16 protein-coding genes are annotated in these 16,208 nt (G+C 67.8%); 7 read left to right on the forward strand and 9 right to left on the reverse strand.

All coding sequences use genetic code 11. From position 1 onward, the window contains the following. The first annotated feature begins 233 nt into the window (after nt 1–233). Entirely contained in the window at nt 234–902 is a 669-nt protein-coding gene (locus AC3B6A_RS15940) for a TIGR04211 family SH3 domain-containing protein (protein ID WP_488398178.1), read from the forward strand. A gap of 43 nt (nt 903–945) precedes the next feature. Here AC3B6A_RS15940 and AC3B6A_RS15945 read toward each other — a convergent pair whose 3' ends face one another. Together AC3B6A_RS15945 and AC3B6A_RS15950 are read right to left on the reverse strand one after the other, a co-directional pair. Beyond that, nucleotides 946–1,335, reverse strand: coding sequence for a VOC family protein (locus AC3B6A_RS15945; protein ID WP_488398179.1), 390 nt, complete (start codon nt 1,333–1,335; stop codon nt 946–948). A gap of 115 nt (nt 1,336–1,450) precedes the next feature. Continuing rightward, nucleotides 1,451–1,951: a VOC family protein gene (locus AC3B6A_RS15950; protein WP_488398180.1), complete on the reverse strand. Its 501-nt coding sequence runs from the start codon at nt 1,949–1,951 to the stop codon at nt 1,451–1,453. 280 nt (nt 1,952–2,231) lie between these two features. On the opposite strand from AC3B6A_RS15950, the gene AC3B6A_RS15955 reads away from it, so the two are divergent. Further along, nucleotides 2,232–2,873 (forward strand): HD domain-containing protein, encoded by a 642-nt coding sequence (locus AC3B6A_RS15955; protein ID WP_488398181.1) that lies wholly within the window; start codon nt 2,232–2,234, stop codon nt 2,871–2,873. Here AC3B6A_RS15955 and AC3B6A_RS15960 read toward each other — a convergent pair. Then, entirely contained in the window at nt 2,870–3,793 is a 924-nt protein-coding gene (locus tag AC3B6A_RS15960) for a LysR family transcriptional regulator (RefSeq protein WP_488398182.1), read from the reverse strand. The two genes, AC3B6A_RS15955 and AC3B6A_RS15960, sit on opposite strands and share 4 nt — an antisense overlap. Before the next feature lie 117 nt (nt 3,794–3,910). Here AC3B6A_RS15960 and AC3B6A_RS15965 point away from each other — a divergent pair, with 117 nt between their 5' ends. The 3 genes from AC3B6A_RS15965 (at nt 3,911) to AC3B6A_RS15975 (ending at nt 6,283) form a co-directional block, all read left to right on the forward strand. Next, nucleotides 3,911–4,669, forward strand: a complete 759-nt coding sequence (locus AC3B6A_RS15965) for an SDR family NAD(P)-dependent oxidoreductase (RefSeq protein WP_488398183.1) — start codon at nt 3,911–3,913, stop codon at nt 4,667–4,669. A gap of 135 nt (nt 4,670–4,804) precedes the next feature. After that, the gene (locus AC3B6A_RS15970) at nt 4,805–5,332 is read left to right on the forward strand and encodes a cysteine hydrolase family protein (protein ID WP_488398184.1); all 528 of its coding nucleotides are present in this window, start codon (nt 4,805–4,807) and stop codon (nt 5,330–5,332) included. A 24-nt stretch (nt 5,333–5,356) separates the two neighbouring features. Continuing rightward, nucleotides 5,357–6,283 carry a LysR family transcriptional regulator gene (locus tag AC3B6A_RS15975; protein ID WP_488398185.1) on the forward strand — a complete coding sequence of 309 codons (927 nt, stop codon included), beginning with the start codon at nt 5,357–5,359 and terminating at the stop codon, nt 6,281–6,283. Nucleotides 6,284–6,429: 146 nt separating this feature from the next. Here the strand turns inward: AC3B6A_RS15975 and AC3B6A_RS15980 are convergent, their stop codons facing one another. The 4 genes from AC3B6A_RS15980 to AC3B6A_RS15995 form a co-directional block, all read right to left on the reverse strand. Then, nucleotides 6,430–7,710, reverse strand: coding sequence for an OprD family porin (locus AC3B6A_RS15980; protein ID WP_488398186.1), 1,281 nt, complete (start codon nt 7,708–7,710; stop codon nt 6,430–6,432). A 57-nt stretch (nt 7,711–7,767) separates the two neighbouring features. Continuing rightward, nucleotides 7,768–9,606 (reverse strand): amidohydrolase, encoded by a 1,839-nt coding sequence (locus AC3B6A_RS15985; protein ID WP_488398187.1) that lies wholly within the window; start codon nt 9,604–9,606, stop codon nt 7,768–7,770. Between the two features lie 18 nt (nt 9,607–9,624). Beyond that, a complete protein-coding gene (locus AC3B6A_RS15990) occupies nt 9,625–10,179 on the reverse strand; it encodes an antibiotic biosynthesis monooxygenase (RefSeq protein ID WP_488398188.1) in 555 nt (184 codons plus the stop codon). A 64-nt stretch (nt 10,180–10,243) separates the two neighbouring features. Beyond that, nucleotides 10,244–10,900, reverse strand: coding sequence for a hydrolase (locus tag AC3B6A_RS15995; RefSeq protein ID WP_488398189.1), 657 nt, complete (start codon nt 10,898–10,900; stop codon nt 10,244–10,246). 366 nt (nt 10,901–11,266) lie between these two features. On the opposite strand from AC3B6A_RS15995, the gene AC3B6A_RS16000 reads away from it, so the two are divergent. Beyond that, entirely contained in the window at nt 11,267–13,270 is a 2,004-nt protein-coding gene (locus AC3B6A_RS16000; protein WP_488398190.1) for a peptidase U32 family protein, read from the forward strand. Between the two features lie 151 nt (nt 13,271–13,421). Further along, a complete protein-coding gene (locus AC3B6A_RS16005; protein ID WP_488398191.1) occupies nt 13,422–13,823 on the forward strand; it encodes a hypothetical protein in 402 nt (133 codons plus the stop codon). Between the two features lie 86 nt (nt 13,824–13,909). On the opposite strand, the gene AC3B6A_RS16010 is transcribed toward AC3B6A_RS16005, so the two are convergent. Further along, entirely contained in the window at nt 13,910–14,839 is a 930-nt protein-coding gene (locus AC3B6A_RS16010; RefSeq protein WP_488398192.1) for an IS110 family RNA-guided transposase, read from the reverse strand. Between the two features lie 350 nt (nt 14,840–15,189). Further along, on the reverse strand, nt 15,190–15,810 hold the full coding sequence (locus tag AC3B6A_RS16015; RefSeq protein WP_488398193.1) for an FMN-binding negative transcriptional regulator: 621 nt from the start codon (nt 15,808–15,810) through the stop codon (nt 15,190–15,192). Nucleotides 15,811–16,208: the final 398 nt, after the last annotated feature.

The raw sequence follows: 16,208 nt of genomic DNA on the forward strand, positions 1-16,208 counted from the left end.
CCTCCCGGCTGTCCCGCCCGCGGACAGCCGCCCATCCCCCATCTCGCCGACCAGTGAACTCCTGCCGCCTGTCGGCTGTCTGTCAGCTGTCGGCCCACCCGGACCGGGTGCATGGCATTTCGCCATTTGGCGCCTGATCGCGCCAGTTCCCGTCCGGTTCACAACAATTCGCCGGGCCGGCTATTTCGCTCCCGCTTGCCGGGTTTGTTCCTATCAGCATGTGAAGATGACCCATGTCCCTATCCCGCCAGCCTGCTCCCCGTGTTTCCTCCCTCCAGACCCGCGCCCTGGGTGCCTGCCTGCTCGGTGGCCTGCTGGCGGCCACGCTGCCGGCCCAGGCCGAGGAGGCGCCCGGTAACGCCCGCTGGGTGAACGACAGCCTGACCACCTATGTGCGCAGCGGCCCGACCGACGGCTACCGCATCGTCGGCACCCTCATCTCCGGGCAGAAGGTCGAGCTGCTGAGCACCCAGGGCGACTACAGCCAGGTGCGCAGCGACAGCGGCAGCACGGTATGGATTCCCAGCCGCGACCTGCAGGACAAGCCCGGCCAGGCCGAGCGCCTGCCGCAGCTGGAGCAGAAGGTGACCGAGCTGAGCAGCCAGCTCGACGGCATCAACGACAGCTGGAAGACCCGCGTGCAGGGCATGCAGGAAACCCTCGACGCGCGCAAGAAGCTGATCGACGAGCTGCAGGCCGCGCGCACCAAGCTGGACAACGAACTGAGCCAGGCGCGCGCCGACCTGCGTTCGGCGCAGGCGCAACTGGGCGACGAGAACAAGCGCGTGCTGATGCGCTACATGGCCTACGGCGGCAGCATCGCCGGCGCCGGTCTGCTCGCCGGCCTGATCCTGCCGACCCTGCTGCGCGTGCGCCGCAAGCGCAACGACCAGTGGGTCTGAGCCGGGCACGGCGGCTGAACGGCCGGCGGTTCAGCGCCGGCGTTCACTCCTCCAGGTGGCAGACGCAACACAGCTTGTTGCCGTCCAGGTCGCGCACATAGGCGCCGTAGTAGGTGGGCGAGTAATTCAGCCGCAGCCCCGGCGCGCCTTCGTCGGCGCCACCGAGCTCCAGTGCGCGCCGGTGGAAGGCGTCGACCTGCGCCCGGGTGCGCGCCTCGAAGGCCACCAGGCTGCCATTGCCGGCACTGGCCGGAAGGCCGTCGATGGGCAGGTAGACGCAGAAGGCGATGTCGCTGTCCGGATGGGTGAACACCGCGCGCTCCGGGTTGTGGCGGTGCGCCAGCAGGCCGATGCCCAGGGGTTCGAGGATTCGCTGGTAGAACGCGATGGCCCGCGGCAGGTCCGCGGTGCCAACGGTGATGTGGCTGAACATCGCTGAATCCTCGCTCCGCCCTGCCGTGCCGGTCGCCCGCGCAGCCCGCTGACTCACGGCCCCGTCCTGAACTATAGCCGCGCGCCCGCCCGCATCGGCGGCGCCCGGACGGACGTCAGTTGCCGGCGTGGGCGCGCTCGATGGCCGCCATGTCGAGCTTCTTCATCCCCATCACCGCCTGCAGGGTGCGCGAGGCCCTCGCCGGGTCAGGGTCGGCCACCATGTCGCCGACATGCCGCGGGCAGATTTGCCAGGACACCCCGAAGCGATCCTTCAGCCAGCCGCACATCTGCGCCTCCTCCGGCCCGCCGGCGGAGAGCTTGTCCCAGAAGTGGTCGATCTCCTTCTGGCTGTCGCAGAACACCTGCAGCGAGATCGCCTCGTTGAAGGTGAAGGCCGGCCCGCCGTTCAGGGCGATGAAGGTCTGGCCATCGAGCACGAACTCCACCGTCAGCACCGAGCCGGGCACGCCGCCGTGGCGGTCCTTTTCCGCCTCGGGGTAATAGCTGGTCTGGACGATCCGCGAATTGGGGAAGATGCCGGTGTAGAACTCGGCGGCCTCGCTGGCCTTGCCGTCGAACCAGAGGCAGGGGCTGATGCGTTGCAGGCTGGACATGGTGAGTCTCCTGATGTTCGCGCGGTCGGCATGACCGGCATGCCGCCTGGTCGCCTGGGCGACGACGGAATCGACAAGTCTAGGCGGACTTTCCCGCGGCGCCGGACGGCCGGTCGAGCGGCATGGCGGCCCGTTCGGCAGGCCCTGGCAGCAAACGAACGACACCTGTCCGGATTCGCTCCCTCGCCCTCGTTGTCGCCGCCCGGCCACGGATTTCCAATGACCGGGACCGCGGCGCACCCCGCGCCGCTTCCTGAGAAGCCAGCCCCCGGAGCCCACCATGAGCCTCGACCTGAACGGCGTGAAAGTCCCCGACAGCACCCTCGCCCGCGCCATCACCGAGATGGTCCGCGACAACGCCACGCCCCTGCTCTTCCACCACTCCTCGCGCGTCTACTACTGGGGCGCGCTGACCGGCGCGCGCAAGGACCTGAAGTACGACGCCGAGCTGCTCTACGCCGGCGCCATGTTCCACGACATGGGCCTGATGCCGCGCTACTGCAGCCGCTGCGAGCGCTTCGAAGTGGACGGCGCCGACTGCGCCGCCGAGTTCCTGCGCGGCCACGGCATCGCCCAGGACGATATCGACACCGTCTGGACCGCCATCGCCCTGCACACCACACCGGGCATCCCGCAGCACATGAAGGCGGAGATCGCGCTGGTCACCGCCGGCGTGGAAATGGACGTGCTGGGCATCGCCCACGACCAGTTCCCCGACGCCCAGCGCAACGCCGTGGTCGCCGCCCATCCGCGCGGCGGGCAGTTCAAGCAGGACATCCTGCAGGCCTTCTACGACGGCATCAAAGGCAAGCCAGAGACCACCTTCGGCAACGTGAAAGCGGACGTGCTGGAAATGAAGGACCCGGACTTCCAGCGCGGCAACTTCTGCGAGGTGATCCTGAATTCCGCCTGGGACAGCTAACCCCGCGCGGATAAAGGCGGGCCCAGTACACCGGGCTCGCCCAGCAACTGCGCCAGCCACTGCATGAACACCCGCACCCGCTGCGGCAGGCGGCGATGGGCGTAGAGCAGGGAGATTTCCATGGGCGGCAGCGGCACGTCCCGCAGCACCTGCACCAGCCGCCCCGCCTCCAGGTCATCGAGCACGCCGTGCACCGGCACCTGGATGATCCCCAGGCCGCCCATGGCCGCGCTCTCGTAGGCCTCGGCGTTGTTCACCGACAGCGCCCCGTCCATCGGCAGGTAGCGCGTCTGCCCGTGGTGCAGGTACTCGAAGCCCAGCGGCCGCGCGCCCAGCACGCTCACGTAGTGGATCAGCCGGTGCCCGGCGAGGTCGTCCAGGGTCTGCGGCACGCCGTGTTCGGCCAGATAGGCCGGGCTGGCGCAGGTGACCTGGGGAAACTGCCCCAGCGTGCGCGCCACCACCGACGCATCGCTCACCGCGCCGACCCGCACCACGCAATCGAAGCCCTCGCGCACCAGATCGACGCGGCGGTCGGTGCAGCTCACCTCCAGCTCCAGCGCCGGGTGCCGCGCGAGGAACTCGCCCAGGCGCGGCATCACCAGCTTGCGCGCCATCACCGTCGGCATGTCCACCCGCAGGCGCCCGCCCAGCGCCTCGGCGTCCTGTCGGAACAGGCCCTGCAATTCGTCGAGCTGGGCCAGCATGTCCTTGCTGCGCTCGTAGAGCACCAGGCCGTCCTGGGTCGCGGTGACGCGCCGCGTGGTGCGCTGCAGCAGGCGCGTGCCGAGCAGCTCCTCCAGCGCCTGGACGTGTTCGGACACGGTGGAGCGCGGCAGGCCGAGCTGCTCGCCGGCCTGGGTGAAACTGGCCAGTTCGGTGACGCGGACGAAGGTGCGCAGGAGGTCGGGACGGAGCATGGCGGCGGATCGCTATTGTTCGGATACGCCGACCAGTATTTCCGAAATTGGCAGATTTATCACGAAGCCATCGAACAATAAGCTTCCCCTCAATCCCACCTGAACAGGAGCTTCGCCATGACCCGCAAGATCGCCCTCATCACCGGCGCCAGCCGCGGCCTCGGCCGCAACGCCGCCCTGCACCTCGCCGCCGCAGGCATCGACATCATCGGCACCTACCGCAGCCAGGCCGACGAGGCCCGCACGGTGGCCGCCGAGATCGAACGGCACGGCGGCCGCGCCCTGATGCTGCCGCTGGACGTCGCCGACAGCGCCAGCTTCGACACCTTCGCCGACCAGGTCCGCGACGCCCTGCGCAGCACCTTCGGCCGCGAGCGCTTCGACTTCCTGCTGAACAACGCCGGCATCGGCATCCACGCCACCTTCGCCGAAACCACCGAGGCGCAGTTCGACCAGTTGCTGAACATCCAGCTCAAGGGCCCGTTCTTCCTCACCCAGAAGCTGCTGCCGCTGATCGCCGACGGCGGGCGCATCCTCAACGTTTCCAGCGGCCTGACCCGCTTCGCCCTGCCCGGCTACGCCGCCTACGCGGCGATGAAAGGCGCGATGGAAGTGCTGACCCGCTACCAGGCGAAGGAACTGGGCGCGCGCGGCATCGGCGTGAACATCATCGCCCCCGGCGCCATCGAGACCGACTTCGGCGGCGGCGTGGTGCGCGACAACGCCGAGATCAACCAGCAGATCGCCAGCAACACCGCGCTGGGCCGCGTCGGCCTGCCGGACGACATTGGCGGCGCCATCGCCGCGCTGTTCGCCGACGGCAGCCGCTGGATCAACGGCCAGCGCGTCGAAGCCTCGGGCGGCATGTTCCTCTGACAGGCCCCTCGCTCCCGCCCGGCGCGGGAGCGAGCGCCTCGGGAATCTCCGCGGGGCATTCGCCAGCATTGGCCCGGCCGGCGCGGGCGGCTACCATCCTGCGCTCCGCACCTCGAACGCCCCAGGATTCCCGCCATGCGCACCGCCCTGCTGATCATCGACGTCCAGTCCGACCTCTGCTCCGGCAGCAACCCCTGCTTCGACATCGACAACGTCCTGCAACGCATCAACGCCATGGGCCGCGCCGCGCGCGCGGCCGGCGTGCCGGTGCTGCTGATCCAGCACGAGGACGGCGACATGCCCTACCAGAGCGACGCCTGGCAGCTGGAACCGCGCCTGCTGACCGACGCCGATGACCTCCGGGTGCGCAAGACCACCCCGGACTCCTTCCTGCGCACCGACCTCGCCGAGCTGCTGCAGGCGCGCGGCATCGACCATCTGGTGATCTGCGGCCTGCAGAGCGACTATTGCGTCGACACCACCACCCGCCGCGCCCTCGCCCTGGGCTACGCGGTGACCCTGGCGGGCGACGCCCACTCCACGGTGGACAACGCCGTGCTCGGCGCCGCGCAGATCAGCGCCCACCACAACGCGGTGCTCGGCAGCATCAGCAGCTTCGGCCAGCGCGCCAGGGTCATCGCCGCCGCCGACGTGCGTTTCTGATCACCGATCCACGAGGAGAACGCCATGAACTTCGACTGGAACGACATCCCGATCCTCCTCGCCCTGGCCCGCCACGGCAGCATGAGCGCCGCCGGCCGCGCGCTCGGCGTCGATCCCTCGACCATGAGCCGGCGCCTGGTGGCGGCCGAATCGGCGTTGCAGACCCGCCTGTTCATCCGCGACAACGCCGGCTACAAGCCCACCGACGCCGGCGAAGCCTTCCTTACCTATGGCGAGCGCATCCTCGGCGACGTGCAGAGCATGCTGCTGGAGACCCGCAACGAGGCCAGCGCGATCACCGGCTCGGTGCGCCTGACGGCGATCGACTTCCTCTTCAGCCACTGGCTGGTGCAGCACATGCCGCAGCTGTCGCGCACCTACCCGAACCTGCAGCTGCAACTGATCCCGGCCAACTGCTCGCTGTCCTTCACCCGCCGCGAGGCCGACTTCGCCCTGCGCCTGGCGCGCCCGCAGGAGGACGCCGCGCTGGTGATGCGCAAGGTCGCCGACATCGGTTTCGCGGTGTACGCCGCCACCGCCTTCGCCGAACTGCCGCCGCAGGACTGGCCGCAGCAACCCTGGCTGGCCTACGGCGAGGAACTGGACGACACCCCGGAAATGCAGTGGCTGCGCAACTTCGCCCCCGAGGCCGGCTACGCCCTGCGTGCCAGCAGCGTGACCACCCTCACCCACGCCTGCGAAACCGGCCTGGGCATGGCCCTGCTGCCGTGCATCCTCGGCGAGCGCAACGGCCTGGTGCGCCTCACCGGCCCGGTGGTGGCGCGGGAAATCTGGTTGCTCAGCCACCGCGACGCCGGGCGCATCGGCCGCTTCCAGGCGGTGAGCGACTGGCTGCGCGACATCTTCGACCAGGACGCCACGCAGTTCAGCGGCGAGAACCTGACCTGCCGCGAGCTCGGCTGCGCGCCGTTCCAGCCGACCCGCCGCTAGCGCCCGGGTCTGTGCGAGGAGTCGTCGAGCGAAGGTGAGGCCAGGCAGAAATCGGTGAGGACGCGGAGTTTACGTGTTGTAAATGAGCAGTCCGAACCGAGTTCTAACGACGCATCGCCGATGCGCAGACACTTCTCGTACGGAACCTAGAAGATGCCCTTGATGGGGTACTCGACGATCACGTAGATCCGGTCGATGTCGGCGCCGGGCTGCTCGTCGTTGCCGCGGTGGCTGACCTGGGAGAAGTGCAGCGAAAGGTCCTTGGCCGGCCCGGTCTGGACCACGTAGCGCAGCTCGCTGTCGCGCTCCCAGTGGCGGCCGTCGGAGCCGTACTGCCCGGCGTAGGCGCCAGCGGCCGGCGCGTGGCTGCCGTCGATGCCGCTGCCGCGCACGTAGCGGGTCATGAAGCTCAGGCCGGGCACGCCGAACACGCCCAGGTCGAGGTCGTAGCGCAACTGCCAGGAGTGTTCCCCTGGACCGTTGAAGTCGGCGTACTTGATCGAGTTGGCGAGGTAGATGGAGTCGCCGCCGACGAAATCGAACGGCGTGTCGCCCTCGATCTTCTGGTAGCCGAGCAGCACGCCCTGCGCACCAAAACGGTAGCGCGCCGCCAGGCTCCAGGCGCGGGTGTCGATGGCGCCGGCGCGGGCCTGGCCCTCGTCGCGGGTGCGGTAGAGGTTGCCGTCCAGCCACAGGCCACCGTCGAGGTAGTGCAGGTTTAGGTAGTACTGGCGCCAGGTGTCGTCGAGCTGGCCGGCGAACAGCGAGCCGCCGTAGCGCTCGGACGGGGTGAAATCCGCGCCGGCGAAGCTCACCGCGCTATTGCGGGTGGTGGCGCCGTAGCCGTCGAAGTCGCCACGGCGGGTGCTGTGGTCCTGGTTCTTGAAGGCGGTGAAGCGCCCGGCCTGGAAGCGCACGCCGTCCAGTTCGCGGGAGTCGATCAGGGTGCCGCTGGCGTATTCGGGCTGCAGGCGCTTGTCGGCGGTGTCGAACACCGGGGTTTCCACGGTCATTTCGCCGAATTTCAGCGTGGTTTGCGACAGGTCGAGCTTCAGCGCGCCGCCAGCGGAGGAGTAGTCGTCCTCCGCGCGCCCCTCGGCGTCACGCGGCAGCAGGCCGGTGCCGGCATGGCCACGGCCGCCGTCGAGCTTGAGGCCGAGGAAGGCGTGGGCGTCGACGCCCAGGCCGATGGTCCCCGGGGTGAAACCCGACTCGATATTGGCGATGAAGCCCTGTGCCCATTCCTGGCGGTAGCTCTGCCCGCTGGGCGAGGGATCGGTGCGGTAGTCGGTCTGCAGGAAATAGTTGCGGCTGAGCAGCGACCAGTTGGCGTTCTCCAGCAGGCCGTCGTGGGGCGCAGCGCCGGCGGTCGCGCCGGCCAGCGCCAGCAGCGGAACGGACGCGGAACGCAGGGCGGGCCGGGACATGGCGTTTCTCCGTCCGGAGGGAAAGAAAGCGCGGGCCCTGAGGCCCGCGCAGCGTCTTCAGAAGGCGAAGCAGGAACAGCCGAAGGCGCCCCAGAAGCCCTGGAAGTCACTCACCGGCACGCTCGACTGCCGCGCCCGCTCGTGGCCGTGGCCGTGTACCGTGCAGGCCCCGGCGCACTGGTGCACCGCCTGTGCCAGCGGCGCCTGCGGGCGCCAGTGCCCCGGCACCTTGGCCACCGGCGACCAGTCCGGCAGCACCGGCAGCGCGGTCGGCGCCTGGCGCTCGAAGTCGCCGCTGCCGAACACCACCCGGCCGTCCACCACGGTCAGCACCGATTCGATGACCTTGATCTCCTCCTCCGGCACGCTGAAGTAGTCCGCCGAGAGCACCGCGACGTCGGCCAGCTGGCCCACCTTGATCATGCCCTTCTTGCCCTGCTCGTTGGAGAACCAGGCGCTGCCGTGGGTGAACAGCTCCAGCGCGGTGGCGCGGGACAGGCCCTCCGGGTACAGCTCCAGGCCGCCGACGGTTCTGCCGCTGACCATCCAGTACAGCGAGGTCCAGGGGTTGTAGCTGGAGACGCGGGTGGCATCGGTGCCGGCGCCCACCGGCACGCCCTCGGACAACATGCGCTTGATCGGCGGCGTGGCCTCGGCGGCCTGCTTGCCGTAGCGGTCGACGAAGTATTCGCCCTGGAACGCCATGCGGTCCTGGATGGCGATGCCGCCGCCCAGCGCCCGCACCCGCTCGATGTTCTTCGGCGAGATGGTTTCGCAGTGGTCGAAGAACCAGTGCAGGCCGTTGAACGGCACATCCCGGTTGACCTTCTCGAACACGTCGAGCATGCGCGAGATGGACTCGTCGTAGGTCGCGTGCAGGCGGAACGGCCAGCGCTGCTCGACCAGATGGCGCACCACCGGCTCCAGGTCCGCCTCCATGTTCGATGGCAGGTCCGGACGCGGTTCGAGGAAGTCCTCGAAGTCGGCGGCGGAGAACACCAGCATCTCGCCGGCGCCGTTGTGCCGGAGGAAGTCGCTGCCCTGGCCGTACTTGACGCTGCCGGTCCAGTTCCTGAAATCCGCCAGCTCTTCCTTGGGCCGCTGGGTGAACAGGTTGTAGGCGATGCGCACGGTGAGCTGGTCGTCCTTCTCCAGCTGCTCGATCACCTGGTAGTCGTCCGGGTAATTCTGGAAACCGCCGCCGGCATCGATGGCGCTGGTGATGCCCAGGCGGTTGAGTTCGCGCATGAACTGGCGGGTGGAGTTGACCTGGTACTCCAGCGGCAGCTTTGGTCCCTTGGCCAGGGTCGCGTAGAGGATCATCGCGTTGGGCCGGGCGATCAGCATGCCGGTGGGTTCGCCGTTGCCGTCGCGGACGATCTCGCCGCCGGGCGGGTTCGGGGTGTCTTTCGTGTAGCCGACGACGCGCAACGCGGCGCGGTTGAGCAGCGCGCGGTCATACAGGTGGAGGACGAATACCGGGGTGTCCGGCGCCGCCTGGTTCAGTTCTTCGATCGTCGGCATGCGGCGTTCGGCGAACTGGAATTCGTTCCAGCCACCCACCACCCGCACCCATTGCGGCGAGGGCGTGCGCAGCGCCTGTTCCTTGAGCATGCGCAGGGCGTCGGCCAGCGACGGCACGCCCTCCCAGCGCAGCTCCAGGTTGTAGTTGAGGCCGCCACGGATCAGGTGCAGGTGCGAGTCGTTGAGACCGGGGATCGCCGTGCGCCCCTTCAGGTCGATGACGCGGGTGGCGCCGCCACGCAGGGCCATCACCTCGGCTTCGCTGCCCACGGCGATGAACTTGCCGTCGGCGATGGCCACGGCGGTGGCGTTGGGCTTCTCGCGGTCGACCGTGTGGAAGCGGCCGTTGGTCAGGATCAGGTCGGCATTCATGGAAAAGGTCCTCGGGGGTCAGCGGGCGTTGAGCCAGGCGGAGAACAGGCGCGTGGCCGGTGGCATGAAAACGTAGACCACCAGCAACACGATGGTGATGGTGATCAGCATGTTGGCCGGGACGAAGCCGCCCAGCAGCGGCACCCGGGTAAACAGCGGCTGCCAGAGCTGCGGCACCAGCATCACCAGCGGCAGGATCACCAGGTAGGAGACCGCCGCCTGCTTCCAGCGCGGCGGCTGCCGATGGTCGTCTGCCTGGGGGGTGAACCAGAATTCGTGGTCGCTGTGCAGTTCCTGCTGGTCGCCGTCCGTCAGCAGCGGCGTGGCGCGTTCGATCAGCTCGCGGCGCTGCGTGGAGTCCAGCCAGACCTGCAGTTCGCTGGCGCTGGCGAAGCGCAGCACGGAGGTGAAGTCGTCGCCCTGGCGCATCACGTCCACGCCCAGGTGTCCGGGGAACTCGCTGGCGGCGTGGGTCAGTTCGCGCAGGATGGCTTCGTAGTCCGCCACTCGGCCGGGCCTGGCGCGGTGGCGGATGATCAGTGTCACGGACTCTCGATCGACTGGGCTGTTCATGGCTCTGCCTCCTGGGGTGACCTCCCCCGCCGGAGCGAGGGAGGGCTTGCTGCAAGGGACCCGATCAATGGCCTTCGCTGGCGTTGAACATGGTCTTGGCGTAGATCAGGCCCAGGCCGTAGGCGCCGCCGTGCTCGATGGAGGTCTTCACGGTCTGGTCGTAGGTCTCGCCACGGGCCCAGTCGCGTTGCAGTTCGAGCAGGTATTGCAGGGAGGTCATCGGCCGCGCTCCGAGCTGGATCATGCGCTGCATGGCCATTTCATGGGCCTCGGTGGACACGTCGCCACAGGCGTCGGCGATCACGTAGACCTCGAAGCCCTGGTCCAGCGCCGACAGCGCCGGACCAACGATGCACACCGAGGTCCAGAGGCCGGCGAGGACGATCTTCTGCTTGCCGAACTTGTTCACCTCGACCGCGATTCGCGGGTCTTCCCAGGTATTCATACTGGTACGGTCGATGACGTTGTGCTCGGGGAACACCGATTTGATTTCGCTGAAGATCGGCCCGGAGAAGCTCTTCTCGGCAACGGTGGTGAGGATGGTGGAGACGTTGAACTCCTTGGCCGCCTTGGCCACCAGGGCGGCGTTGTTGCGCAGGGTCACCGCGTCGATGGACTTGGTGGCGAAGGACATTTGCGACTGGTGGTCGATCATGATCAGGGTGTGGTCGGTCGGGTTCAGCAGGGTCTTGCCCGGAGCGGCTTTGGCGGTTGCGGTCATGATGGATTTCCTTCTTCGTTGCATGAGTGGGTGGGTCTTGGTATCGATCGGTTTCGGCGGATTCGCGGGTGGTGCCGAACCGTGGAGCCATCTTTGCCGATCACCCGGAAGCGCGGAACAGACAGGGTTGCAGGGGCGTTTTGCAGTTTTGCAACGGGCGTTGGGAGAGGCTTTTCGTAGGAGCGAGCTTGCTCGCGAACCCTGCCTGACGCCGGGCCATCCGGTGCAGTGCGTTCGCGAGCAAGCTCGCTCCTACCCGATCAGCCCCTTCGCCTTGCATGCCGCCCGGCCTGCCGCGGATGCCGGCGCGGCGTTTGGCCGGTACAATGCGCGATTGCCCGTGCCGCGCCTGATAAAGAAGAAACCATGTCCCTGCCCAAACACCATCTGGAACTGCTCAGCCCCGCCCGCGATGTCGCCATCGCCCGCGAGGCCATCCTGCATGGCGCCGACGCCGTCTACATCGGCGGCCCGAGCTTCGGCGCGCGGCACAACGCCTGCAACGAGGTGAGCGAGATCGCCCAGCTGGTGGAGTTCGCCCATCGCTACCACGCGCGGGTGTTCACCACGATCAACACCATCCTCCACGACAACGAGCTGGAGCCGGCCCGCGCGCTGATCCACCAGCTCTACGACGCCGGCGTCGACGCGCTGATCGTGCAGGACCTGGGCATCATGGAGCTGGACATCCCGCCGATCGAGCTGCACGCCAGCACCCAGACCGACATCCGCACCCTGGAGCGGGCGAAATTCCTCGATCAGGCCGGCTTCTCCCAGCTGGTGCTGGCCCGCGAGCTGAACCTTGCGGAAATCCGCGCCATCGCCGACCAGACCGACGCGGCCATCGAGTTCTTCATCCACGGCGCGCTGTGCGTGGCCTTCTCCGGCCAGTGCAACATCTCCCACGCCCAGACCGGCCGCAGCGCCAACCGCGGCGACTGCTCCCAGGCCTGCCGCCTGCCCTACACCCTCAAGGACGACCAGGGCCGCGTGGTGGCCTTCGAGAAGCACCTGCTGTCGATGAAGGACAACAACCAGAGCGCCAACCTCAGCGCGCTGGTCGACGCCGGCGTGCGCTCCTTCAAGATCGAAGGGCGCTACAAGGACATGGGCTACGTGAAGAACATCACCGCCTATTACCGCCAGCGCCTGGACGGCATCCTCGCCGAGCGCCCGGACCTGGCCCGCGCCTCCAGCGGCCGCACCGACCACTTCTTCGTGCCCGATCCGGACAAGACCTTCCACCGCGGCAGCACCGACTACTTCGTCAGCGAGCGCAAGATCGACATCGGCGCCTTCGACTCGCCGACCTTCACCGGCCTGCCGGTGGGCATCGTGGAAAAGGTCGGCAAGCGCGACCTGCTGGTGGTGACCCGGGAGCCGCTGTCCAACGGCGACGGCCTCAACGTGCTGGTCAAGCGCGAAGTGGTCGGCTTCCGCGCCAACATCGCCGAGCCGAAAGGTGAGTTCGAGGAAGACGGCGAGAAGCGCTACCGCTACCGCGTCGAGCCCAACGAGATGCCCGAGGGCCTCTACCGCCTGCGCCCGAACCACCCGCTGTCGCGCAACCTCGACCACAACTGGCAGCAGGCGCTGCAGAAGACGTCCGCCGAGCGCCGCGTCGGCCTGTCGTGGGTCGCCAGGCTGCGCGAAGAGCGCCTGGAACTGACCGCCACCAGCGAGGAAGGCGTCAGCGTCAGCGTCGCCCTGGACGGCCCGTTCGGCGCCGCCAACAAGCCGGAACAGGCGCTGGACCAGCTGCACGACCTGCTCGGCCAACTGGGCACCACCCAGTACCACGCCGACCGCATCGAGCTGGACGCCCCGCAGGCGTTCTTCATCCCCAACTCCCAGCTCAAGGCCCTGCGCCGCGAGGCCATCGAGGCGCTCACCGAAGCCCGCGTGCAGGCCCACCCGCGCGGCGCCCGCAAGGCCGAGAGCAACCCGCCGCCGGTGTACCCGGAGTCGCACCTGTCCTTCCTGTTCAACGTCTACAACCAGAAGGCCCGCGATTTCTACCACCGCCACGGCGTGCAACTGATCGACGCCGCCTTCGAGGCCCACGAGGAAACCGGCGAAGTGCCGGTGATGATCACCAAGCACTGCCTGCGCTTCTCCTTCAACCTCTGCCCGAAACAGGCCAAGGGCGTCACCGGCGTGCGCACCAAGGTGCAGCCGATGCAGCTGATCCACGGCGACGAGGTGCTGACCCTGAAGTTCGACTGCAAGCCCTGCGAGATGCACGTGATCGGCAAGATCAAGGGCCACATCCTCGGCCTGCCGACGCCCGGCAGCGACGGCGTGAGCAACATCGTCGGGCAGATCAGCCCGGAAGACCTGCTCAAGACCATTCGCAAGCCGGCGCACTGAAACCTGTAGGAACGAGGGGGACGCCCAGTCCTTGCTCGCGAACCCTGGCCCCGCAGCGGGGTTTGTTCGCGAGCAAGCTCGCTCCTACGACAGCCAAACGCCGATCCGCTCCCCCTGCGCAATTCCCCGATCCCCCGCTATGATCGGGAACATGACCGCCACTCCCCCGCTCCGCCAGCAATGCCCGCCCGGCGCCTGCGACTGCCACCGCGAGCGGCTGCTGGAGAACCCCGGCGCCGACCTGCGCATCCTGCTGCTGACCCGGCACGAGGAGCAGCGCCTGCTGGAGCGCCTGGAGAACCTGAAAGACCTCGCCGACCTGCAGCGCATGCAGCAGAAGCTCTTCGATCAGCTCGGCATCCGCCTGCGCATCGCCCCCGGTTTCAACGAAGTGCGCACCATGCGCGGCATCGAGTTCGACTTCGACGAGCAGCCCGGCCTCTGCCGCAAGACCCGCCAGGCCATCCCCGCCGCGATCCGCCGGGGCCTGGAGAAGAACCCGGAGATCGCCTGGCGCCTGCTGGATTCCCACGACCTGCTGGGAGGGCTCTGAACCGCCACCATCGCGGGAGCCAGGGCCCCGGCCCTGGCAGCATCCCCCGCTCCCAAAGGGCGAGCTCTTGTAGGAGCAACTGTCTTTTACTCGAAGTCAGTTCTCCAGCAAGTGCCGTCCCGGACCATCGCATTGAGCCGTACGATCAGAACTCGCATGCAGGCCACCAACGCGACTTTGGCGCATCGGCCGTTTTCGCGTAGGCCGTGATAACGAAGAGCGAAGCTCTTCTGGTAACGAATGACCGACCAGGTTGCCATGTAGAGGATGCGTCGAATCATGCCGCGCCCTCCGCGGATACGGCGTTGCCCCGACTTCTGGCCGCTGTCGCTGTTGTAAGGGGCCAAGCCGACCAGGGCGGCGATCTGGCGACGGTTGAGTTGTCCCAGTTCTGGCAGGTAAGCCAGTAATCCTGCGACGGTTACCGGGCCTACACCCTTGACCTGACTGAGTTGCTGGACCTGCTCGGAGTCCACCGCAGCCATGGCCTCGGCGATTTGCTCGTCATAGCTGCAAATTCTGGCCTTCAAGGCCTTGATGGCGTCCTCCAGGCATTGGCGGACAAAGGGGTCGTTGGCCTGTTGCAGGCGCCGGCGCTCATCATCGCGCTGCCCAACCAGTTGCTCGCGACGTTGCACCAGCTCTCGCAGCCGCTGGCGCTCCGGCGAAAGAACCGTACTGGGGGCTTCCTCCAGCGTTTGGGCCAGATGCGCCAGGACGGCCGCATCGATGGGGTCGGTCTTGGCCAACTTGCCCATGGCGGTAGCAAACGCCCGAACCCGTGTGGGATTCAAGCGAGAGACTGCGTGGCCGGCTCGGGACAAGGCATGCAGGACGCCTCGCTCATATCCACCGGTAGCCTCCAGCACAATGCGGCCGGGCTTCTCCTCGGCGAAGAGCGTCACTAACTGCTGATGTCCCGCTTCGTCATTGGAAACGCTCAAGCTCCTGCCCTGTGGGCGGAACCATACGGCCAGTGAGTCCTTGGCAACATCGATACCGATCCAACACGTCATGCTTCAACCCTCGTAAACTGCATGGCGAGAGCGCTCTGACTGCCCACGCTTGTGGTTCGAGGTTGTGCTCGTTCAACTGTTCGGGCTTTGGTCAGAGGACGGCGGGAGGCAGCTTGGGCTCCTACTCGTGCTACTAACACTGCGGACCTGCAGCTTGCTTCCCGCCGCTCTCACCTTCGATCCTATCGAAGTCAGCAGACACAAGCGGACCTTGTCCGCGAAATGTCAGCCCCGCCAAAGAGCATCGCGGAGAAGCTCCGCTCCTACGAGAGCGGTAGCAGCCCCGGAAACCGTAGGAGCGGACTCCCGCCAGGCCGGCCCCAAGCGACATCGCGGGCAAACAGGCCGCGCTACTCCTTCGCCGCCCGCATCTCCCCAGCCAGCACCGAACTCCCGCGCGTCTCCAGCTCCCCCGCGGCCCCCAGGCGATCGCGGTCTTCCTTGTTCTGGCTGAGCTTGGACTTACCGACGATCTCGCCGATCTCCACCTCGATCCCGACGATATTCGCCAGCATCCCGCTGATGAACTCCGGCGTGGAGTCGCTCATCTTCCACGGCTGCCGCTCGCCCGCCTCATGGGCGCGGGTCAGGCGCCCGACCACGCCGCGCACGAAGCGCTCCTCGTCCATCACCCGCAGGCGGCCGCGCACGTGCACCACCTGGTAGTTCCAGGTCGGCACCTGGCGGTGCTCCTCGTGCTTGCTCGGGTACCAGTTGGGCGAGATGTAGGCATGCTCGCCACGGAAGATCACCAGCACCTCCTCGCCGTCGGCCTCCTGCCACACCGGGTTGGCGCGGGCGACGTGGGCGCGCAGCAGCGGCCGGTCACTGGCCAGTTCCAGTTCGAAGGGAATGTGGTTGGCGTCCAGCACGCCGGCATGGCCGGTCACCAGAATGCCCAGCGGATACTCGCGGATCAGCCGGTGCAGCTCGTCCGGGCGGGTTTCCTGGAAATGCGATGGGATGTACATGCGGGCCTCGATAGCGTCGTGAGGCGTCCATCATGCCGGCGCATTGGCACCTCATAAAGATCCATTGGCAGCGACATCGACTGGACCATTCCACCCGCCAGCCGCTCCACAGTGGACGGAGCCCGGGTCGTCCCCCTAATCTAGCCTCCGGCCAGCATTCGCCCAGGACGGCAAACACGATGCACCCCACTTCCCCACTCCAGCACCGCCCTCCGCTCCCGGCCTCCGCGCGCCAACCCCGCCGCACCGCACCGGACGACCGTGCCCGCGTGACGCCGGACAAGCCGCGAACCTCGACCTGACCCTGGCGGCACCGCAACCGCTCCCCCACCCGGCGCCCCCGCAGGCCGTCCGGGCCGTCCACACGCCATGTGGCGAGAAATCTCCAACGAGGCCCA

The sequence above is a fragment of the Pseudomonas sp. B12(2026) genome (assembly GCF_057767015.1).